The organism is Paraburkholderia caribensis (assembly GCF_002902945.1).
Lineage (GTDB): Bacteria > Pseudomonadota > Gammaproteobacteria > Burkholderiales > Burkholderiaceae > Paraburkholderia > Paraburkholderia caribensis.
On the sequence record NZ_CP026102.1, the window covers coordinates 479444 to 499187 of the forward strand.

18 protein-coding genes and 2 pseudogenes are annotated in these 19744 nt (G+C 59.6%); 15 read left to right on the forward strand and 5 right to left on the reverse strand.

Translation table 11 applies throughout. The annotated features are described in order from the left end of the window. Positions 1-59: 59 nt before the first annotated feature. The 8 genes from C2L66_RS18555 (at position 60) to C2L66_RS18590 (ending at position 8158) form a co-directional block, all read left to right on the forward strand. Positions 60-1199 (forward strand): polysaccharide biosynthesis/export family protein, encoded by a 1140-nt coding sequence (locus tag C2L66_RS18555; RefSeq protein WP_233445001.1) that lies wholly within the window; start codon positions 60-62, stop codon positions 1197-1199. 3 nt (positions 1200-1202) lie between these two features. Further along, on the forward strand, positions 1203-1640 hold the full coding sequence (locus C2L66_RS18560) for a low molecular weight protein-tyrosine-phosphatase (RefSeq protein WP_054932778.1): 438 nt from the start codon (positions 1203-1205) through the stop codon (positions 1638-1640). A 61-nt stretch (positions 1641-1701) separates the two neighbouring features. Beyond that, a complete protein-coding gene (locus tag C2L66_RS18565; protein WP_054932777.1) occupies positions 1702-3942 on the forward strand; it encodes a polysaccharide biosynthesis tyrosine autokinase in 2241 nt (746 codons plus the stop codon). A gap of 31 nt (positions 3943-3973) precedes the next feature. Beyond that, positions 3974-4972, forward strand: coding sequence for a LamG domain-containing protein (locus C2L66_RS18570; protein WP_060603905.1), 999 nt, complete (start codon positions 3974-3976; stop codon positions 4970-4972). Positions 4973-5036: 64 nt separating this feature from the next. After that, entirely contained in the window at positions 5037-5906 is an 870-nt protein-coding gene (gene kdsA, locus C2L66_RS18575) for a 3-deoxy-8-phosphooctulonate synthase (protein WP_060603902.1), read from the forward strand. After that, positions 5903-6451 (forward strand): KdsC family phosphatase, encoded by a 549-nt coding sequence (locus C2L66_RS18580; protein ID WP_054932773.1) that lies wholly within the window; start codon positions 5903-5905, stop codon positions 6449-6451. Before kdsA ends, C2L66_RS18580 begins: the two co-directional genes overlap by 4 nt. Continuing rightward, the gene (gene kdsB / locus C2L66_RS18585) at positions 6435-7226 is read left to right on the forward strand and encodes a 3-deoxy-manno-octulosonate cytidylyltransferase (protein ID WP_060603899.1); all 792 of its coding nucleotides are present in this window, start codon (positions 6435-6437) and stop codon (positions 7224-7226) included. Before C2L66_RS18580 ends, kdsB begins: the two co-directional genes overlap by 17 nt. Further along, on the forward strand, positions 7223-8158 hold the full coding sequence (locus C2L66_RS18590; RefSeq protein WP_060603896.1) for a KpsF/GutQ family sugar-phosphate isomerase: 936 nt from the start codon (positions 7223-7225) through the stop codon (positions 8156-8158). The genes kdsB and C2L66_RS18590 overlap by 4 nt, the downstream gene beginning before the upstream one ends. Positions 8159-8202: 44 nt before the next feature. Here C2L66_RS18590 and C2L66_RS18595 read toward each other — a convergent pair whose 3' ends face one another. Further along, positions 8203-9228, reverse strand: a complete 1026-nt coding sequence (locus tag C2L66_RS18595; RefSeq protein ID WP_054932770.1) for a GlxA family transcriptional regulator — start codon at positions 9226-9228, stop codon at positions 8203-8205. A 468-nt stretch (positions 9229-9696) separates the two neighbouring features. Between C2L66_RS18595 and C2L66_RS18600 the strand changes: the two genes are divergently transcribed. Then, the gene (locus C2L66_RS18600) at positions 9697-10773 is read left to right on the forward strand and encodes a hypothetical protein (RefSeq protein WP_233445002.1); all 1077 of its coding nucleotides are present in this window, start codon (positions 9697-9699) and stop codon (positions 10771-10773) included. A gap of 497 nt (positions 10774-11270) precedes the next feature. Here C2L66_RS18600 and C2L66_RS18605 read toward each other — a convergent pair whose 3' ends face one another. Next, the gene (locus C2L66_RS18605; RefSeq protein ID WP_060603890.1) at positions 11271-11561 is read right to left on the reverse strand and encodes a hypothetical protein; all 291 of its coding nucleotides are present in this window, start codon (positions 11559-11561) and stop codon (positions 11271-11273) included. A gap of 923 nt (positions 11562-12484) precedes the next feature. On the opposite strand from C2L66_RS18605, the gene C2L66_RS18610 reads away from it, so the two are divergent. Then, entirely contained in the window at positions 12485-13042 is a 558-nt protein-coding gene (locus C2L66_RS18610; protein ID WP_060606935.1) for a hypothetical protein, read from the forward strand. A 54-nt stretch (positions 13043-13096) separates the two neighbouring features. Here the strand turns inward: C2L66_RS18610 and C2L66_RS18615 are convergent, their stop codons facing one another. Continuing rightward, the gene (locus C2L66_RS18615; protein ID WP_060603888.1) at positions 13097-14038 is read right to left on the reverse strand and encodes a LysR family transcriptional regulator; all 942 of its coding nucleotides are present in this window, start codon (positions 14036-14038) and stop codon (positions 13097-13099) included. Positions 14039-14426: 388 nt separating this feature from the next. Here C2L66_RS18615 and C2L66_RS18620 point away from each other — a divergent pair, with 388 nt between their 5' ends. From C2L66_RS18620 to C2L66_RS18630, 3 genes are read left to right on the forward strand one after another with little or no spacing between them, the layout of a single operon-like run. After that, positions 14427-15863: an NAD-dependent succinate-semialdehyde dehydrogenase gene (locus tag C2L66_RS18620; protein ID WP_060603885.1), complete on the forward strand. Its 1437-nt coding sequence runs from the start codon at positions 14427-14429 to the stop codon at positions 15861-15863. A gap of 13 nt (positions 15864-15876) precedes the next feature. Then, positions 15877-16254, forward strand: coding sequence for a carboxymuconolactone decarboxylase family protein (locus tag C2L66_RS18625; protein ID WP_060603883.1), 378 nt, complete (start codon positions 15877-15879; stop codon positions 16252-16254). Then, entirely contained in the window at positions 16251-17246 is a 996-nt protein-coding gene (locus C2L66_RS18630) for an NAD(P)H-quinone oxidoreductase (protein ID WP_060603881.1), read from the forward strand. The genes C2L66_RS18625 and C2L66_RS18630 overlap by 4 nt, the downstream gene beginning before the upstream one ends. Positions 17247-17317: 71 nt before the next feature. Here C2L66_RS18630 and C2L66_RS18635 read toward each other — a convergent pair. Continuing rightward, positions 17318-17527, reverse strand: a pseudogene (locus tag C2L66_RS18635) (MurR/RpiR family transcriptional regulator); the annotation flags it as partial. A 168-nt stretch (positions 17528-17695) separates the two neighbouring features. On the opposite strand from C2L66_RS18635, the pseudogene C2L66_RS42370 reads away from it, so the two are divergent. Then, positions 17696-17794: pseudogene (locus tag C2L66_RS42370) on the forward strand (hypothetical protein); the annotation flags it as partial. 122 nt (positions 17795-17916) lie between these two features. Here the strand turns inward: C2L66_RS42370 and C2L66_RS18645 are convergent. Further along, positions 17917-18954, reverse strand: coding sequence for a hypothetical protein (locus C2L66_RS18645; protein ID WP_233445003.1), 1038 nt, complete (start codon positions 18952-18954; stop codon positions 17917-17919). Here C2L66_RS18645 and C2L66_RS18650 point away from each other — a divergent pair. Then, on the forward strand, positions 18941-19657 hold the full coding sequence (locus C2L66_RS18650) for a hypothetical protein (RefSeq protein ID WP_233445004.1): 717 nt from the start codon (positions 18941-18943) through the stop codon (positions 19655-19657). The two genes, C2L66_RS18645 and C2L66_RS18650, sit on opposite strands and share 14 nt — an antisense overlap. Positions 19658-19744 lie beyond the last annotated feature (87 nt).

The following is a 19744-nucleotide window of genomic DNA, read 5'->3' on the forward strand; positions in this document are numbered from 1 at the left end:
CGTCCGCTTGCGGATGGCTGTATGCGATGGCCGCACTCTTCAATCTGTTGACTATGACAATGATCGATTCATCCAAAGTGGCTGTTGTCCTTTTTCTCGCGCTGGTGCTAGGCGGCTGTGCGTTCGCGCCCGGCATGAATTTCGATGCATCGCGGCCGGTCGACCCGGGAGACCCGAACTCGTTTCCGATCGTCACGCCGATCACCGTTGCGCTGATCCAGCGCAATCAGCTCGACAGCCGCGAACGGGTCAAAACAGACAACACCTATGCATCGCTCGTCGGCGAGCCGCAGCCATACCGGATCGGACCGCACGACGTCCTGTCGATCATTGTCTGGGACCATCCGGAACTGGTGATGCCGAATCTCACGTACGACCTCGGGAGCGGCATGGCGGGCAGCGCGGGCATGGCCTCGCAGGCCCTACCGGGCTTCGTGGTGGACGACCGGGGTTACGTGCAATTCCCCTATGTGAAACAGCTGCGCGCCGCGGGGCTGAGCGAACAGCAACTGCAGCGTGCCTTGACCGGGAAGCTTGCCGCCGTGCTTCCCGATCCGCAGGTCAGCGTGAGGGTGGTCGGCTATCGCAGCCAGAAAGTCTATGTCGACGGCGAGGTCCGCAGTCCGGGCGTCAAGCCGATCACCGACGTTCCCAGCACACTGGCGGAACTGCTGAATCAGGCAAGCGGCATTGCGCCGACGGGCGACCCGTCGCGCATCGAGCTGACGCGCGGCTCGGCGACCTATGCAATCAGTCTGCCGGAGATGCGTGCGAAGGGGTTGAGCCTCAACGATATCGTCGTGAAGAACGGCGACGTGGTGCGGGTGCCGCTGCTCGCCGAGCATCGCGTGATCGTGATGGGAGAAGTGGGCAAGCAGACCCCCGTGCCATTTCGCACTGACGGGCGTCTGTCGCTGAGCGACGCGCTCGGCGATGCCGGCGGCGTCAGCCAGGTGACGGGCGATGCGAGCGAGATATACGTGATACGCCGCGATGCCGACGCCGCGCTGCCCGTCGTCTATCACCTCGACAGCAAGTCGCCGTCGGCGATGTCGCTAGCGAGCGGCTTCCAGCTGCGCGCCGACGACGTCGTTTATGTGGGCGCGCCCGGCGTGATCCGCTGGGACCGCTTCATCACACCGCTCGTAGGCAGCACGACGGGGGCCTATTACCTGCAGCGCACTGCACGAGGCAATTGACGCATGATCCGTTCGATCCTGACCGTTTGTATCGGCAACATCTGCCGCAGCCCGATGGCTGCGGGTCTGCTGCGTGCCCGCCTGCCGAAGTACCAGATTCTGTCGGCCGGGCTCGGCGCGCTTTCCGGCATGCCGCCCGATCAGCTCGCTCGCGAGCTGATGCATGAGCGCGGCATCGATATCGACGCGCACCGGGCAATTCAGCTCGGCGCGCTGCATTGCTCCAGCGCGGACATGATTCTCGTGATGGACACCGAACAGAAGCGAACCATCGAGCAACGCTATCGCTCGACGCGCGGCAAGGTCTTTCGGCTGGGCGAGTTTCAGGGCCTCGACATCTTCGATCCCTATCGCGGCACGCGCGCGGATTTCGAGCGTTGCCTCGAGCTGATCGCGCTCGGTGTCGACGAATGGGCGGAGCGCATCAAGCTCACCGCCTGAGTTGCGGTGGGGCTTTCACGTTTCCTGTGTATTGGCGCATTGCTTACCTTGGCGCAATTGAATGAACGTAATGACACGTCCTCCCTCACGTCCTGTCGATGACGAAGAGCAGTTCGATCTCGTCACGATTCTGGATGTCATCATCGAAAGCCGCTGGCTGATCGGCATCGTCGCCTGTGCGTGTCTCACGCTCGGGTTGCTGTACGCGTTCATCGCCGAACCCGTCTATCAGACGGACATCATGATCCAGGTCGAGGAGAGTCCCGATACGTCCGCGGCCAAGAGCATGCTGGGCGACGTGTCGTCGCTCTTCGACGTGAAATCGACGGCTGCCGCGGAGAGTCAGATTCTGGCGTCGCGCCTCGTCGTGACGCGAGCGGTAGAAAAGCTGCTGCTTTATATCGATGCCAGTCCGCGCCGCTTTCCGCTGATCGGCAGTTGGCTGGCGCGCGACAGAAGCGAGCTGTCCACTCCCGGCTTGCTCGGCTTCGGCGGGTACGGTTGGGGTGCCGAGCGTATCAGCGTGTCGCGCTTCGATGTTCCGCAGGCGCTGGAGGGCAAGCGGTTTCGCGTGACGGTCATCGACTCGACCCACTATCGCCTGACGGGCAGCGACCTCGACGATGCGTTCGTCGGTCAGCCCGGCCGGCTCGAGACCATTCCGTCCGCACACGGCAAGCTGACGCTCGTCGTGGACTCGTTGCAGGGGAAGCCGGGTGCGCAGTTCAACCTGCGGCGCTATTCGAAGGTCAAGACGATCTCGAACCTGCAGGACAAGCTCGACGTGCAGGAGAAGGTCAAGCAGTCCGGCATCCTGATCGCGAGCCTGCAGGACAAGAGTCCGCAACGCGTCGCCAGCGTTCTCAACGCGATCGCCGAGCAGTACGTCTTTCAGAACGTCGAGCGCAAATCGGCCGAAGCGGCACAGTCGCTCAAGTTTCTCGACACGCAGTTGCCCGTGATCAAATCGCGGCTCCAGGAGGCGCAAGCGCGCTATACGGCGATGCGCGATCAGCGCGGCTCCATCGATCTCACCGAGGAGGCGAAGCTCGCGCTTGCCCAGGCCGCCGACGCGAAAACGCGCCTGCTCGAGTTGCAGCAGCGGCGCGACGAGCTGATCCGTCGCTTCAGCCCCGCACATCCCGCGATCCGCACGATCGACGCCCAGATGGCGAACCTGCGCCGTTTCAACGACGAAGGCGCGGCGCGGCTCAAGGCGCTGCCCGACGCGCAGCAGGACATCGTGCGGCTGATGCTCGAAGTCCAGGTGAACACGGACCTCTACACGTCGTTGCTGAATAACTTCCAGCAGTTGCAACTGGTGAAGGCGGGCAAGACGGGCAACGTGCGGCTCGTGGATCAGGCGGACATCCCGGAAGACCCTGTCAAGCCGAAGCGGGTGCTCGTCATTGCCGGGGCAGCGCTGGTCGGGCTGTTTCTCGGCGTGGTCGTTGCCTTCGTGAGGAACATGCTGTTTCGCGGCATCAGCGATCCCAACGAAATCGAGCGACGCAGCGGACTGCACGTCTATTCGACCATCCCGCTCAGCGAATTGCAGGCCGATCTTTACCGGCGCATCCGGGCCAAGGAACCCGGCGTCAAGTTGTTGGCAGTCGATGCACCCGACGACCCGACCATCGAGAGCTTCAGAAGCCTGCGCACCGCGCTTCAGTTCACGATGTTCAACGCAAGGAACAATGTCGTGCTGATTACGGGGCCTGCGCCGTCGGTGGGCAAATCGTTCGTCTCGGCGAACTTCTCGGCCGTGCTGACGACGGCAGGCAAGCGCGTGCTTCTAATCGACGCCGACTTGCGCAAAGGCTACCTGCATCAGTATTTCGGCTTCGAGCGGGGCATTGGTCTCTCCGAGATCATCTCGGGGCAACATACGCTCGAAGCGGCGCTGCATAGCGATGTCGTGCCGAATCTGGACCTCATCACCACGGGCGCGCAGCCGCGCAACCCCGCTGAACTGTTGCTCAGCGAGCGCCTGACGACATTGATCCGCGAGGTGTCCGCTACCTATGACATCGTCGTGATCGACACGGCGCCCGTGCTGGCTGCCGCGGACGCCGGCATCCTCGCACCGGCCGCGGGAACGGTGTTCTTCGTCGCGCGAGCGACGGTGACGAAGATGGGCGAATTGACGGAATCGATGAAACGTCTCGGCCAGAACGGCGTTGCAGTGACGGGCGTGCTTTTCAACGGCCTGAATCTGAAGCATGCGAGATATGGATATGGCTCGAAGTACGGTGCCTATCGTTACGCGGCCTATGCGTATGAAAGCGACACGAAGAAGTAGCGGCGAGCGCTCCGCGATTGCGCGCAGCTGGATGACACGCGTTGTGTTGGCATGCGTGCTCGCGTCGGCAGGGGTAGCCGCTGCGCAATCGGCCAATACGCGTGAAGACGTCGTACCTCCGGCTGCAAGTAGCGCGGGCTACGTGGTCCACACGTTTCGCAGCCGCTTCACGGCGGGCGCTGTGGACTGGCAGGACGAGCGTAACGCGAATTTCCAATGGTTTCGCGGGCGCTTCTTCGGTTATCCACCCCTTGATCGCGCGGCCGTATCACGGGCCGAGCGGGAAGAGGGTGTCGTGCTGGGCGACAGCCGCCGCGCCAATTACGGCATCGCGACAGCCGCCCCGGCAAAGGACGGCGCGGGCTGGGTAGGGGTCGCATTTGGTGGCGGCGCGTATATCGAGGCGCAACTCAGGTTCGATCCCGCGGCTTCGCGCGATGCGCCGCAGCAAGGCTGGCCAGCGTTCTGGGCAATGGCGATCGAGCATCTGGCGGCGCTCCCGGCCGAGCAATGGCCCGGCCAGCCGCAGGGCTATCAGCGCTTCATCGAAGTGGACATTTTCGAATACGACCTCACTCGCTTTGGTCTTCCGGAGGCGTGGTATGGCAGTGCGCTGCACGACTGGTACGGACACTATCAGCACACGTGTACGACGGGCTATTGCGATCACTCGACTGCGATGCCGGACGTGCGCATGAAACCGCCACCAGCAACCGACTTTAACCGCTTTCACAAATACGGTTTCCTGTGGATTCCGGCGACGGCGCATACACCCGGCCGTGCGCAGTTCTTCTTTGACGGCAAGCCCATCGGCAAGCCAGCCAGTTGGGACCATCTCACGGATCGCACGCCTGAACTCGAGATGCGGTCGGCGGGGTTTAGCGTGCTGGACAGAAATCATCTCGTGCTGATTCTCGGCAGCGGCCGCGCTCAGCCGATGACTGTGCGCGCCGTCGACGTATGGCAGGCATCGGACGCGGCCAATCTGGTTTGCGGCGTGGCTGCCTCCAGGGGCTGCGGGAAAAACTGAATCATCCGTCCGGGCTTCCATGGGAGAGCGGACTGAATCACGCGTTTGATACGGGAGATACAACATGACGACTGCTAGTCAGGCAAAGATCGTAATTGCGAACACCGTGACGGTGTCCAATCAGGAGCCGTTCGTACTGTTCGGGGGCATCAACGTCCTCGAAGACCTGGATTCGACCCTCGCCGCGTGCGCGCGGTATGTCGATGTCACGCGGCGTCTGAACATTCCGTTTGTGTTCAAGGCTTCATTTGACAAGGCCAATCGCTCATCCATTCACTCTTATCGTGGAGTCGGGCTCGACGAAGGGCTTCGGATCTTCGAGGCAGTCAAGCGCGAATTCGGTGTTCCCGTGCTGACGGACGTTCACGAGATCGGACAGGCAAAGCCTGTCGCAGAGATTGTCGATGTATTGCAGGTGCCCGCGTTTCTCGCGCGCCAGACTGACCTCGTCGTTGCCATTGCGCAGACGGGGCGAGTCGTCAACATCAAGAAGCCGCAGTTCATGAGTCCCGCGCAGATCAGGAACGTGGTGAACAAGTGTGATGAAGCGGGCAACAGGAACGTAATTCTTTGCGAGCGTGGCAGTTCGTTCGGCTACGACAATCTCGTCGTCGACATGCTGGGTTTTCGCACCATGCGTGAAGTGTCCGACAACCGCCCCGTGATTTTCGACGTCACGCACAGCCTGCAATGCCGCGATCCATTTGGCGACGCGTCCGGGGGACGTCGCAAACAGGTATTCGAACTCGCGCGTGCCGGTATTGCGGCGGGTGTCGCTGGATTGTTCCTCGAGTCACATGAGAATCCCGATCAGGCACGTTGCGACGGACCGAGCGCGTTGCCGCTCGACCTGCTCGAAACGTTCCTGACGCAAATGAAGACATTGGACGATCTCGTGAAGTCCTTTGTCGCCGTCGAAGAAGACCGGCTGTGAGTCCGCAATATCGCGGGGCAATCCGGCTGGTGCTGTTCGACGTGGACGGCGTGCTGACGGACGGTTCGATCTATCTGGACGGAGAAGGCGAGTGTATGAAGCAGTTCAACGTGAAGGACGGCATCGCGGTCGCGCTGCTGCGCTCGCACGGCATTGCGACAGGGATCCTGTCGGCGAAGTCGAGTCCCGCATTGACGCTGCGTGCCAGTCAACTGAAGTTTGACGTCGTCGTGACCGGGTGCGATCGCAAGCTGGAGGCATACGAGCAAATCAAGACCGAGCGCGGCCTGCAGGATGCACAGATCGCATTCGTCGGGGACGATGTTATCGACCTTGCCGTCATGCGCGTTGCCGGATACGCATGCGCGCCGGCCGACGCGCATCCGCTCGTACTCCGCTCGGCAGCGTATGTCGCGCAATGCAATGGTGGTCACGGTGTCGCGCGCGACGTCGCCGAGCATCTGCTCGTCAAGGGAGGGCTTTCGCGCGACGCCGCCTATGCCCCTCTCATCGAATCATGGAGCCGACATGACCTCACCCAATAGCGCGTCACGCTTGCATGTCGTGATACCTGCGCGATACGGATCGACGCGACTGCCCGCGAAGCCGCTCATCGAACTGGCCGGCGTGCCGATGATCGTTCGCGTATATCGGCGCGTCAGGGAAGCGTTGGGTGCCGACACGCAGATCATCGTCGCGACCGACGACAGCCGTATCGCAACCGTGCTTGCCGACAGAGGGATTCCATCGCTCATCACCGATGTGCGACATCAGTCTGGCACCGACCGGACTGCAGAAGTCGCACAGCGGCTGGGCTGGCACCCGAACGACATCGTCATCAACGTTCAGGGTGATGAGCCGCTTATTCCACCGGCGTTGCTGAAAGAGTTCGTTAATTTCTGCGCCAACGATCCCGCGTTGCGCATGGGTACCATCGCTTCGCACGTCACGGAGCGTGCGCATCTGCACGATCCAAATGTGGTGAAGGTTGTCCTCAATGCACGTGGCGACGCCGCGCTTTTCTCCCGATCGGCCGTCCCTCACTTTCGCGATCTGGCTCCCGACCAATGGCCTTTGTCGGGCTTTCTGCGCCATATCGGCATCTACGCGTATCGACGCGAAGTCATCGACATCTTGACGCGGGAACCCGTGTGCCTGCTCGAACAGTCGGAAAAGCTCGAGCAATTGCGTGCGATCTGGCTCGGCATTCCGATCAGGGTCATGACGTGGGCCGAAGCGCCGCCACATGGCGTCGACACCTGGGACGACGTGCAACGCGTAACCGATCATCTACTTGCGAATAGCGAAGGTTCCTCATGAACAATCCATGGTTTGTTGCATCGGCGGCGCGCGTTTTCGAGGTCGAGGCGCGTGCCGTCGCTGCGCTGGTGGCGCGGCTCGACGACAATTATTCGGAGGCTGTACGGACGATTATCGACTCGACGGGCCGGGTGATCGTGTGCGGAATGGGCAAGTCTGGCATCGTCGGACGCAAGATTGCGGCGACCCTGTCGAGCACGGGCACGCCGGCGTTCTTTATGCATCCCGCGGAGGCGTACCACGGCGACCTGGGCATGGTGCAGCATAGCGACGTTTTTATTGCTATCTCGAACTCGGGCGAAACGAATGAGGTGATTCAGCTCCTGCCGTTTCTCAGGCAGAACGGCAACAAGATGATCGCTTTTACAGGCAACCCATCTTCAACGTTGGCGAAAGCTGCACACTGTCATCTCGACATAGGCGTGGAGACGGAAGCGTGTCCGTTACAGCTCGCGCCCACCGCTTCGACGACGGCCACGCTTGCGATGGGCGACGCGCTCGCCGTGACGCTGATGGAGGCCCGCGATTTCAAGCCAGAGAACTTCGCCCGGTTTCACCCCGGAGGTTCGCTCGGCCGACGGCTGCTGCGCATGGTCGAAGACGAGATGGTCAGCGACAATCTGCCCTTCATCGACGGGGCTGCCAAGGTCATGGAAGTTCTGTCCGTGATGACGAAGAGCAAGCTCGGTCTCGCAATCGTCAGAAACGAGGCGGGTGACGGGCTCATCACGGATGGCGACGTTCGCCGCCTGCTTGAAGAGCACGAAGAGACAGCGTTCGAGAAGTCCGCTACGGAGTTCATGTCCCGCGATCCCGTCGTGGTGCAAGTCGGGACCAGGGTGGAAGATGCGCTCGTGCTGCTGGAGCGGCATAGGATCACGTCGCTACTGGTTGTCGATCACTCGGGAATCGTCGGAGTATTCAAGAAGTAACGCCGGAAAGCGGGCCCGCGGTCGCCGCGGTGCCCCGCCGTCGCTCATTGATTGTCGAACTCGGTTCGCGCGAAAGCGCGGTAGTCGCTCGCCGAGACTGCGAGGCGACGTTTGAAAATCTTGGCGAGGCGAATACCATTGCCCATGCCGCATCGCCTTGCAATCTTGTCGATCGGCAAGGTGGTGGTGATGAGAAGCCTGCATGCGATGTCCAGCCGTACTCGCAGCAGATACTCCGAAGGCGGCATTCCTATTTCTGCCTTGAAATGCCGCAGGAACGTCCGATCGCCCATGGAAACGCTGCGTGCCATGTCGTGCGCGGTAATAGGGCGTGCGCAGTTCTCCTCGATCCAGCGAGCGGCGTCCTTCATGGTCGATGCGATGTTTGCGTTAGGCGCATCCCCGAGAAGCGGTGCAAGCCAGCGGCCAGAGAAGGGCATGAGTTGTTCTGCAATGCCTTCTGCCGTTTCATAGTCGAAGTCCGTTTTAACAAGCGAGAGCGCGGTAAGCATCAACGAGCCGGCGTTGATATCGAGCTGGAGATTATTCTCCGAAGCGGTGCTCAGGCGGGTGCCCGCGGGTCTGATCGGTACGATCATTCCGCGTGCGCCTGGAAGTTGCGCTCCTTTGAGAAGAAGTGCTCCATTTCCCGAGGCTTGCACGACCTTGACTGTCTGGAATACCCGCTTGAGCCAGTCTGTGGTCCGTTTGTCGTTGGCTGCCGCTGATGCTCCTTCTCCGTCAGCAATGAAAAGCACATCATATGAAGCGGGTTCCGTCGCGTCCAATGATTCGGTTTCCACAGTGATCGAGTTCGTGCAACGAATCTGGCCGCCCTTGCTTGACAGCAACGACACGGCATACGGGTGAGCCGTTTGTTCGTGCCAGGCCACCGCCACAGAATTGGCAAGGCTGAATATTTCAACGACCAGTCCGATGTCCAGGAATGAGCAGTTCTCGAACAGCAAAAGCCCTATGCGCTTGTCCCGCTTTTTCGCTGTGCGGAAGCCGGTTTGCGGAATCGAGACCGTGCGCGGCTGAAATACCCCGGAGCGTGCTTCTTGGTTCATTATTGTTCTCATTGAAGGTGCATTGCAGCAATTCTATCCAGGTGAAAAAAGAATCAATCCATGCATGACGACAAAGGACATAACTTTGTCAGAAATAGATAAATGCATTTCCATATAATCTGTTGTACGCGAATTCATTTGCTTGACATGTTGGCGGCTCATAGCTTTCTAAGAAGCCCGCTGATTAAACGATTTCAGCGATATTAAAGTGAATGAGAGCGGATGGTCGACGGTGTCGCTTTGCGAACTGGACACGGAATATTCGACAAGACAAGAGGTTGCACCGCCTGGTCGGTTAATTTCTTTAGGCCGTTCCGCAAACGTTTCACTGGGCGAATGCGATTTGAATTGATCAATGCAATGCGTTGCGCATGAGAACGCTATGTGACTTTTTCAACGACGGTCGATAAAGATATTCCAGAATATTGAATGTTGCAACGACGATTAACAGACGGTAACGAGGGGAAATTGGCATCGGAATTTTTTTTCGTAATTCCCGTCGTCGAGCGCGGCACGCTGGAATTAGTGATGGACAGCGTGAGAGGGATTCGCACGCTTTCTGGCATTGCGATTAAAATCATTGCGCCGTTCAACGATGCATTTTTTAGGTGCTATTCGCCAGTTGAGGATCTTGAGGCGGTCGACCTGGTCGACGTCGAGAATATCGGGTGCAATTCATTCGGATCCGACGCTGCGAATACTCCGCTGCTCGCGGCGTTGACGTGCGCCGCGGCCGTCGCCAAGGAAGGCTGTGCGCGCGTACTTATCTTTGTCGGACTCGAGTCGTGCGCGGACACACTCGCTGACTATGAATTTCTGCTGAGGCGGCGCCTTGCCCCGGCACGCGTGTTCGTGCTCGATCCTCAGCGCGCGACATTGACACGATTGCTCTCCACTGAAATGGCGGATGCGTGCGCCCTGCATCCGGCGTCAACGATCAGGCTTTTGCCACCGCAACAAGAACGCGTCGAGCGTGAGGCGCGCGAGGGATCGAGAGCTGCGTTCGGTCTGACGGAGACTGATTTTGCCGTCCTTATTCCGTACGATACGGACGTCCGTGAAGCATCGAGTCGCACTGCGCGGTTCATACGTGCATTGTCGAAAGCACAGAATACGCATTTTCTGGCCGGTACTAACGTGCTGCAATCCGGGCCATCCGTCGGCGTGCCGCCTGTAGATGCGGACATCAAGGTAACGTGTGTCTCTGCTGAGCTCAACGGTGCGAACCTGATCGACGCAGTGGACATGATCTTGAGTGTCGGGATCGAAAAGGGTATATCGGGTGGCTTCGTCGACGCGGTCGCTGAAAATTTCCTCGCAGTCCGCAACAGTCACACCGATAGATTTGCGGTTCTCGCAGACAGCGAGGCGGCCGACGCGATCGACGATTTCATTGAAGCAATTGACATGTTGCCGCCCAATGCAGATCGACTGGCCGAGATGTTGCGATGTGCGCTTGTTAGAGATCTTCAGACGCGAGCGAGTCTTGGCTTCGGGAGAAGCTTGTTTCGGGCGATAACGCTACATCCCGGAGCGCATGCGTAACCGGTGGACGCGCGCAATGGGTCAGTGATGCATTTTTGGGCTCTGTTTCGTGTTGTGGTGCTCAAGCTCACGAACGGCTCCTTCGTCATGCAGCGCCAGCGTCATTCCGACCAGGATCGGAACTGGTATGGTCCGTCTCTTCGTTTGTTTCGGTAGTCGGTCAACAGAGAAAAGCGGCCAGTAGCGGGATCTATGTAGCTGGCAAATGCAAATAGTGCTGAGATACCGATCAAGCAGACAACGAGAACCAGGTCGATCATCACACCTCCCAGTGAAAGCGTGACGCAGTGTAACGTCTACCCAACTCGCATTTTGCTAGTCGGCAGATATCGCAAACATTCTGTCGCCCCCGGACAAACCTGCGCCGAGCGTTCGGATGCGGCGGTGTCTAATTGCCCCTCTCATACCGACAGGAAACGCAGGGTGTTTTTACAGTGCCGTATCCGCGACGTCGGCTGAGTTCTGGCGCATCGGACGAGGCCGACGCGACAAGCGCCTCAGCGCATTTCCCGCTCGCGGACGCCGTTCGCGAAATGGCGTCTAAGCAGATTCGCTTCGCGGCGCGCAGATATCACCCAAGGATCAAGGCGTGATGAGCCCAGTGCAGATTCAAGAACGGCTTCGAACTCGCGCTCAAAAGACGCTAGAGCTGATGACGGATCGGCGTGCGTGCGCACGAGCGCATGTATCGCGACGGACATCACAGCTAGTTGACCGATGAGGTTTTGACATGCGATCTCTAGGCTCAGAACGCGCTCGTGCAATTCGTCAGGGACTTTGTCGATCACCGGGGTTTTCCTGGATGAACCTTGTTTGACTATGCGCCGATGCTGATGGAATAGCACATGGGGCAACGGATGTAGTACGGGCGGAGTGCAGATTCGCGATTGCCTTTGAGAAGGGCGAAACCGCAGCGCGAGCATCCATAGGTCGTATCGCCGTTTCCGGAAGCCAAAGCACTGTCTCCGGAAAAAAGCGGTTTAAAGCCGTGTCGTGTGAGACGGCCTGCAGGTTTGAGCTTGATACGTCGCATTCGAATTTCCTCTTCTGAAAACGAATGATTCCGGCGTCTTAGAACTTCACAGACCAGGATCTCCGCGGAAGTTCGGAACGTAGCGCGACATCAAGCGTTCTGGACTGATGGTCTCCGCCTAACCATATATCTGGACGTGGTCAGTTTCCGTCAATGGCCGCAGGTGGCAGCCTGATCGATCGATGAAAGGAAAGCCGGCCGAGTAAGCGAAAAAGTGGCCGCACCGAGAAATCCAGTGCGGCTCTGCCCAATGGAACCCCCGTTTTGGTTCCAGTTACCGCTTCCGAGATCATGAAAAAGACCGCGCCAGCATGGGCCGGCGCGGCACAAACAACAATCAAGACCAGATGTTCCACGGGGTTGGAACGGGAGAATTCTAGGGCATCGCCGCCGTCGGCTTTCGTCAGAATGTTTCCCGGATACGCCAAGGTTGCGCACGTCGCGCGCCTCGCACAGCGGCACTCGGCTGGGTCATGCCCACAGTTGCTCCTTCGGCCTGTGAGTCTCCTATTCTGCGACGCAATCTTGAGAATGTGAGCGCTACATGTAGAAGGTGCCCCGACACTGCGAATCGTGCGTATGCAACCTTTTCGTTCATGTGCGAAGAAGGCGAAGTGTGCCGCACGGGACAATCTTTTCGCGGTTCTTTCCTTCCCTCTCGATTTCATGGAGTATGCAATGACCTCGATTCGCGCAGACCTCGTCCTTTCGCAAAGTGCATTCAGCCATGTCGTTGACGTCCCGTTTGATGCGATAGATATCGCAAGCTGGCTCTTCGCACTTCCGGACGCGGAATATCAGCGCTGTGCTCCTCCCGATCATATTGCAGCTGGCGCCACGTGGACGGACGACGGTCGGCGCATGTCGATCAATGTCGAGCAGATTGGCACCGGCCTCGTTGTACAGCACTACGTCGGCGAAATCACGGAAAAGGACTACTGCCGGATGGTCTCGCTTTCGGACGTTTTCACGCCACACGGTCGCACAAAGGTCCAGGTAATCTGGGAGCTGAGTGCGAAGCAATTGGCCGATGGAAAGACGGAGTATACGAACAGCGTTATTTCGCATCCGACCGACGACTTCCTCGCCTTTATCGAGAAAATGGGTGTTTCTTTCGAACAGGCCGCGCGCGATCGCCAGAGCGCGTCGGGCGATCATAACCGGCGAGAGACCCCCCTCTTTGCTGAGAGCATTGCCCGCGCAGCACGTGCGAGGTTGGCTGCAAACAATTGCTGATTGTCGGCAAGCGGGAGAGCGCTCAATGCAGTGAGCCGCTCTCCACCGACGCGGTCATACCTGTTCAATACCGATGCCGAGTTCCGCCGCGTAGGCATTCAGTTCGCCGCCGACATCCACCTTCAGTACGTCGATGAAGCGCTTGATCTTGGCATCGACGAATCGACGCGATGAATATACCGCGTACACATTGCGCTCATACGTGTGATATTGCGGCAGAACTCGCACGAGTGAGCCATTACGCAGATCGTCGATTGCCGAGAAGGCAGCGATCAGCCCGATTCCTGCGCCGTCTTTAAGCGTGGTCGACATTGCATCCATGTCATTCACGCCGAAGTGCGGCCCGGTCGGGCGGTGGACGACGCGACCCCCCGCGCTTTCCAGGCACCACTCGTCGGGCGAGTAATCGACTGTGCCAAGAAGTACGCATGTGTGTTCCGCCAGATCTTCCGGACCTTCGGGCGCAGGATGCTGTGCAAGATAAGCGGGCGACGCTGCGAGAATGCAATGGCTGACGCCGATCTTCTGGCTCACATACGCCGAATCTGGCAGCGTACGAGCAATCACAACCGCGACGTCAAGCTGCTCTTCGAGCAGGTTGGGCATTCTCTGCGACAGGAGAAGATCGACCGATACGTCGGGATAGGCACGCCGATACGCGAGCGCGGCACGCGCAACGAGGCGGCGTCCTATACCCGGAACCGTATGGACGCGCAGTTTGCCGCGTGGCTCCAGCTGGGCGTCACGCGCCTCGGCTTCCGCCTGCTCTATGTCCGCGAGGATCGCGATACTGCGTTCATAAAAACGTCGTCCCGCGTCGGTTATCAGAAGTCGCCGTGTGGAACGCTGAAGCAACCTCGTATCGAGGTTCTGTTCGAGTACCGACACCGCACGTGAAATGTTACCTACCGTCGTGTCGAGGTGGTTGGCGACAGCCGTGAAGCTGCCCATTTCGACCACCTTCGCGAAAATCGACATGTTGTAAACCTTGTCCATTGCACGTCCTCGTTTTCGATTGTTCTCGTCGAATCGCCGCGTTTCCGCTCGCGCCGGCTGGCGATGATAGTGCAGACTCCCGTTTCCCGCAGACACGGGCCCGGTCGGCTACGCACGAGCGTTCGCCTCCAGTCGCCCTCGCGAGCGACGGGAATTTTCTCTCTACAGACAAGATTGATTCTTTCTGACTCCACTAAATCATCCTCCGTGTTGCGCCTAGACTTGGTTCCGGCGTCAGGAACTTGTCATACGGAATTGGCGACTTGACCGCGACCTGAGAACGCGACGCACTGTACAGACAGCATCAATAGATATCGCCAGTCGGATCAGTGACGAACGCTGTTTACTTCGGTATCCGAATCTGAATTTCACATGGGAGCTTGTTGCAATGGGCATCACCTACGGAGCACTGCATCTTTTTATCGACGGAGAATGGATCGACGCAAGCGAGCGGGAAACGGCACCCGTCATCAATCCCGCAACGCGACGCGAGCTGGGCCGCGTGCCGCTCGCGACGGCGGCCGATCTGGACCATGCGCTGAAAGTTGCGCAACGTTCCTTCGACGTTTGGCGCAATACGGTGCCGGCCGAACGCGCCCGCATCCTGAAACGCAGCGCGGAGCTGATGCGTGAGCGCGCCGAACACATCGCCACCCTGATGACGCTCGAAGAGGGCAAGCCGCTGACCGAGAGCCGCGACGAAGTCCTGCGTGCCGCCGAGTATTTCGAATGGTTCGCGGAAGAGGCACGCCGCATAGATGGCCGTGTGGTGCCGTCCAATCGTCCCGGCGTGCAACAACTCGTGAAGAAGCAGGCGATCGGCCCCGTTGCTGCCTTTACACCATGGAATTTCCCCGCGATCACGCCGGCGCGCAAGCTCTCCGCGGCACTCGCCGCAGGTTGCAGCGTCATCATCAAACCGGGTGAGGAGAGTCCCGCGACGGCGCTCGCGCTGGCGCGCGCACTGGACGACGCCGGGTTGCCCAAGGGCGTGCTGCAGGTCGTATTCGGCGTGCCCGATGAAGTATCGAAGCATCTGATCGCTTCTCCTGTCATCCGCAAGGTGACTTTCACGGGCTCGGTGCCGATCGGCCGCCTGCTGTCGGCGCGCGCGGCCGAGGGCGTCAAGCCGATCACGCTCGAACTCGGCGGCCACGGGCCCGTCCTCGTCTTCAACGATGCGGATGTCGAAAAGGCCGCTATCGAAGGCGCGGCGAACCGTTTTCGCGGTACCGGCCAGATCTGCATCTCGTCGACACGCTTTCTGATCCAGCGTGACGTCTACGACGAGTTTGTCGCGCATTTCGTCGGCGCTACCAAAGCGCTCAAGGTCGGCGACGGCATGGACCCGAGCACGCAGGTCGGCCCGCTGGCGAATCCACGCCAGCTTGCCAAGATGGAAGAGCTCGTCGCCGATGCCGTGGCGCGCGGCGCGAAGGTGCTGGCCGGCGGGAAGCGGATCGAGGGCGACGGCTATTTCTTCGAGCCCACCGTGCTCGCGGACGTGCCGATGGACGCACGCGTGATGCACGAGGAACCCTTCGGGCCGATCGCCGTGCTGATGCGCTTTAACGCGCTCGCCGATGGACTTGCCGAGGCCAACAGGCTGCCGTATGGCCTTTCCGCGTACGCGTTCACGAACAACGCGCGTACGGCCATCGACGTGGCCGATGGTCTGGAAGCCGGCATGATCGGCATCAACCAGTACCGCATTGTTTCGACCGAACTGCCGTTCGGCGGCGTGAAGGAAAGCGGCCACGGTTCGGAAGGGGGAGCCGAGGGCATCGAGTATTACCTGACGCGCAAATTCATCAGCCAGGCTTAACAGGAGCACCGATATGTCTCGAGCAGATTTCAGCAGCCCGCGCGAAGCCGCGCGCGCCTTCACGCCGGCGCTCTCGGCGTTCGTCGACGACACGCTCTACCCGCGCATCTGGAACGACCCGGCACTTTCGCCACGAGACCGAAGCCTCGTGACCGTCGCCGCGCTGATCACGGGCGGGCATCTCGACGAGTTGCCGTCGCACTTGCGTCGTGCCGTGACGAACGGTGTCACGCGGGAGGAACTGTCGGCGGCAATCACGCACCTCGCGTTCTACGCAGGGTTCCCGGCAGCCATCTCGGCGTCGGCGGTTGCGCAGGCAACGCTCGGCGCGAATGTTCAAACGGCGGATAGTGCCGCCGGTTCATCAGCCACGCAGGAGGGTTTGAAATGAAAGCCATCACATTCGAGGAGTTCGGCGCGGCCGAGGTTCTCCAGCTCGCCGATGTTCCGGCGCCCGAAGTCCGCCCCGACGATCTGCTGGTGCGCGTCCACGCTGCAGGCGTCAACCGCGCGGATCTCACGCATCGTCGTGGAGGTTACGGCCGGCCCAACTTCGGCGACTCCACGATCATGGGGCTCGAAATTGCTGGCGAAGTGATCGAAACGGGCGGTGCCGTGCAGGGCTACAAGGTCGGCGATCGCGTCATGGGTGTGGTCGGAGGCGGTGCGTATGCAGAGGTGGCGCGTATCGACTGGAGAATGGCAATGCCGATTCCAGCCGCCCTCGACTACGTTCATGCCGCTGCGATACCGGAGGTTTTCGTGACTGCGCACGAGGCGCTGATACATCTCGGACGCCTGCAGCGCGGCGATTCGGTGCTCATTCACGCAGCCGCGGGAGGCGTGGGCTCGGCGGCGGTGCAGCTCGCTTATGCAACGGGTGCAACGGTGTTTGCGACTGCGGAAGGCTCGAAGCTCGAACGCGTCGTACAGCTCGGCGCGGACCATGCGATCGACTACAAGACGCAGGACTTCGCGGAAGTCGTCGCCGGCAAAACAGATAAACGCGGTGTGGATGTGGTTATCGACTTCGTCGGCGCACCGTATTTCGCGCGGAACGTAGCGTCGCTCGCAAACGGAGGGCGGCTGGTGCAGGTCGGCATTCTGGGCGGAGGCGGTGACGTGAGCGTCGGCCTCGAACAGATCCTGTACCGTCATCTGCAGATCATCGGCACGGTGATGAAGTCGCGCGCGCAGACCGAGAAACATGCAATGGTGCGGCGCTTTCGCGAGCATTGGCTCGAACGCTTCGCCGGCGGTGCAAGCCTGGAACCCGTCGTCGACAGCACGTTTGCGCTGGAAAACGCGGCTGACGCGCATCGCCGGATGGAATCGGCGGCGAACGTAGGGAAGATCATCCTGACGATGCGCGAGCGTACCTGAGGTTCGAGCTTGTGACTGAGGGAGCCCCCCGTCTGGAGGTTTGAGGCGTTAGTCGACGTCCGCGAAACGCCTTATGTTTCGATACCCAGCGCCGTAATCAGCCGTTCGCGCCTTTCGAGCGCCTGCAGTGAGCGCTTGCCGAGATGCGTGGCCACCAGGTTGAGCAGGCCTTCACAGAACACCAGGTATGCGCCCATGCTGTTGCTGAAGAAACTGCTTTCGTGTGGGATCAAAAATGCGTGGGTCGCAGGCGGCACAAGCGGCGAGGCGAGCGTGTCCGTCGCGACCGATTTTCACCACGAGTTCGCGCAAGCCGTCGACGGTGCGCGGCGGCGACGCTGAAGGTGGCGTGCCGCCGTGACCAGTCCTGCTTTGCGGTGTCTGCTTGCTTGTGGCCATCGCGTTCTGAGGAGCGCGCCATGCAGACCGCAATCCTGGGCGCTGGCGCCATGGGCTCGTTCTTCGGTGGCCGCCTCGCGCTGGCCGGTCATGTGGTGAGTCTGCTCGATATCGACGAGGCTCATATGGCATCGATTCGCAACATCCTGATGCGCTTCTTTACCGTGCCGAATGCGAAGGACGCGCGCAAGTCCGTGTTCTGGGCAACGACATGCCTGGATTTTCAACAGTCGACACATCTTTCACAATCGCTTAAGGCGTTGATCGGGCATTACGCCTGCACGTCGATCAGCACGCCAAGCGGCCGCCACTGGACTCCCTTCGTCTCGTCGGATAATCCGTCGAGTACCGCAGCCAGCGAGACTTTCGCGTTTGCACTCTGCGCGAGCGTCACGACATGATCGTTTAATGCCTGATTCAATTGTCCAATTGCGGATGTCATCGGGTCGTCCGGCTGCGTGTTAGCGCTGGAAAAGTTTTCGGAATCGTCGATATCGAAATCCCATTCGTCCGTAGACGTATCGTCGATGCTTGCCACGTTAGTGGACATCTTCGCCAGATCGGCAATCTGAGCGCCGAGATCTCGATAACCATTGACTGCCGAACTGGATGGCTGGATATCGGTCACGACGGAAAGCGCGTCGTTCGAGTCTTTGCTCGATATGCTCGCGCCATTGGCCAAGGCGATTGACTGCTGCAATTCGAGTGCCTGATACAGCGCCGCGATCAGTGATGCGCTCGACGCACTCACGCGCCTCGGTAACGACAAGGCGTCGGCGTTGTCGTTGAAACTGTCGCTGGTGGTCAAGCCCGTCGATGCATCGATGCCGAGTCGCGTCAACGTACGCTTGAGTGCTGCCATCAGTGCATCGTTGCTGCGGTCGGCCGTGCTGGCCGTCGACGATGCATCCTTTGATTGAGGAGGCTCGGGCGGTGGCGGTGTGGTGACAGACGAGTTCATGTTGATCGGATCAGGCGACATGGGACAGACGCTTCCTTTATTCAGCGCTTGGAGAGACGGTCGAAAATCGAATGCACGGTAGCGACGTACAATCGGGTTATCGGGACCGTCGCGCGAGACTTGATGCTTTGTAATTGCACGAAAGGAAACCTGCCGTATGCGTGATCGGGTGGGTCGGCCGCGAACGGCCGATGTCGTTTCTCCTCTTTTGGCTAGTTGGTAACATTCGGCATCGTGACGTGAATCGCGTCGATAGTCCGTAGACGTCATGTCAGGCGACAACTGAAAATAACCGATGAAACGCAAACGAAACTTCTCTCGCACGATCTCATTCGTGATTTTGCTCATCGCTTCATCTGCCCATGCCGGGTGGTATGAGATCAGGAACTATGCGGGGACGATTGGCAGCCTTCCTGTTCATGTGTCATTGCAGACCTACGATGACATCAACCGCAATGAGCCTGGTCAGTGGCGCGTAGATGGCAGTTACTACTACGATGCCCATCGCATTCCCATTCCATTGCAAGGTAAGCGCCAACCCAATGGAGAGATGCAGTTATGCGAAGCAGTAGAGCCTGTTTCGTTTGGCGATTCGCCAGCGGTGCCTGCCGCTTCGCCCACGCACCCTGTTACTTGTCCTATTGCGCTGAAAGTGAGTGATACGAACGCATCGGGGGAATGGCGGGTTGGAACAAGAGTCCTGCCGATCTCGCTGCATCAAGTCGGCAGTCTCAACGACACCGGTCCTCAAACACCTCGGGTGTCCGGTATTGTCGAAATACCGATGTGGCATCACACGAAGAACCATCTGTTGCTCGGTGTGTACCAGTCTTCGGCGGATTGTTCGTTGTCGATGGTGCGGCTGCGTCTTATCAATATCAAAAGTGGACAAGTCGACAAGGATCTGAAATTCGACTGCGGTGCGGGCGTCGTGGCGACTCCCATCTATGCCAACGTCTATCGTGCAGACAACCCGCGCCACGTGACGGTCATATTTCAGGGTGGATATCACGGCATGGGCGACGACCGGGATGTACCCGTTGAGCCATGAGTTTTTCGGAAAACATAAGCTGTCGACGTCATTGGCTCTGCTTGCGCAATCATCCCTGGAAGCTTAAGCGCCTTGTTTCATTGGACG

Coding starts and splice junctions, on each gene's coding strand:
- C2L66_RS18630 (WP_060603881.1), top strand. CDS start 16,251: ATGAAAGCCATCACATTCGAGGAGTTCGGCGCGGCCGAGGTTCTCCAG.
- C2L66_RS18625 (WP_060603883.1), top strand. CDS start 15,877: ATGTCTCGAGCAGATTTCAGCAGCCCGCGCGAAGCCGCGCGCGCCTTC.
- C2L66_RS18645 (WP_233445003.1), bottom strand. CDS start 18,954: ATGAGCAAAATCACGAATGAGATCGTGCGAGAGAAGTTTCGTTTGCGT.
- C2L66_RS18565 (WP_054932777.1), top strand. CDS start 1,702: ATGAACGTAATGACACGTCCTCCCTCACGTCCTGTCGATGACGAAGAG.
- kdsA (WP_060603902.1), top strand. CDS start 5,037: ATGACGACTGCTAGTCAGGCAAAGATCGTAATTGCGAACACCGTGACG.
- C2L66_RS18595 (WP_054932770.1), bottom strand. CDS start 9,228: ATGAACCAAGAAGCACGCTCCGGGGTATTTCAGCCGCGCACGGTCTCG.
- C2L66_RS18610 (WP_060606935.1), top strand. CDS start 12,485: ATGACCTCGATTCGCGCAGACCTCGTCCTTTCGCAAAGTGCATTCAGC.
- C2L66_RS18560 (WP_054932778.1), top strand. CDS start 1,203: ATGATCCGTTCGATCCTGACCGTTTGTATCGGCAACATCTGCCGCAGC.
- C2L66_RS18620 (WP_060603885.1), top strand. CDS start 14,427: ATGGGCATCACCTACGGAGCACTGCATCTTTTTATCGACGGAGAATGG.
- kdsB (WP_060603899.1), top strand. CDS start 6,435: ATGACCTCACCCAATAGCGCGTCACGCTTGCATGTCGTGATACCTGCG.
- C2L66_RS18555 (WP_233445001.1), top strand. CDS start 60: ATGATCGATTCATCCAAAGTGGCTGTTGTCCTTTTTCTCGCGCTGGTG.
- C2L66_RS18570 (WP_060603905.1), top strand. CDS start 3,974: ATGACACGCGTTGTGTTGGCATGCGTGCTCGCGTCGGCAGGGGTAGCC.
- C2L66_RS18615 (WP_060603888.1), bottom strand. CDS start 14,038: ATGGACAAGGTTTACAACATGTCGATTTTCGCGAAGGTGGTCGAAATG.
- C2L66_RS18590 (WP_060603896.1), top strand. CDS start 7,223: ATGAACAATCCATGGTTTGTTGCATCGGCGGCGCGCGTTTTCGAGGTC.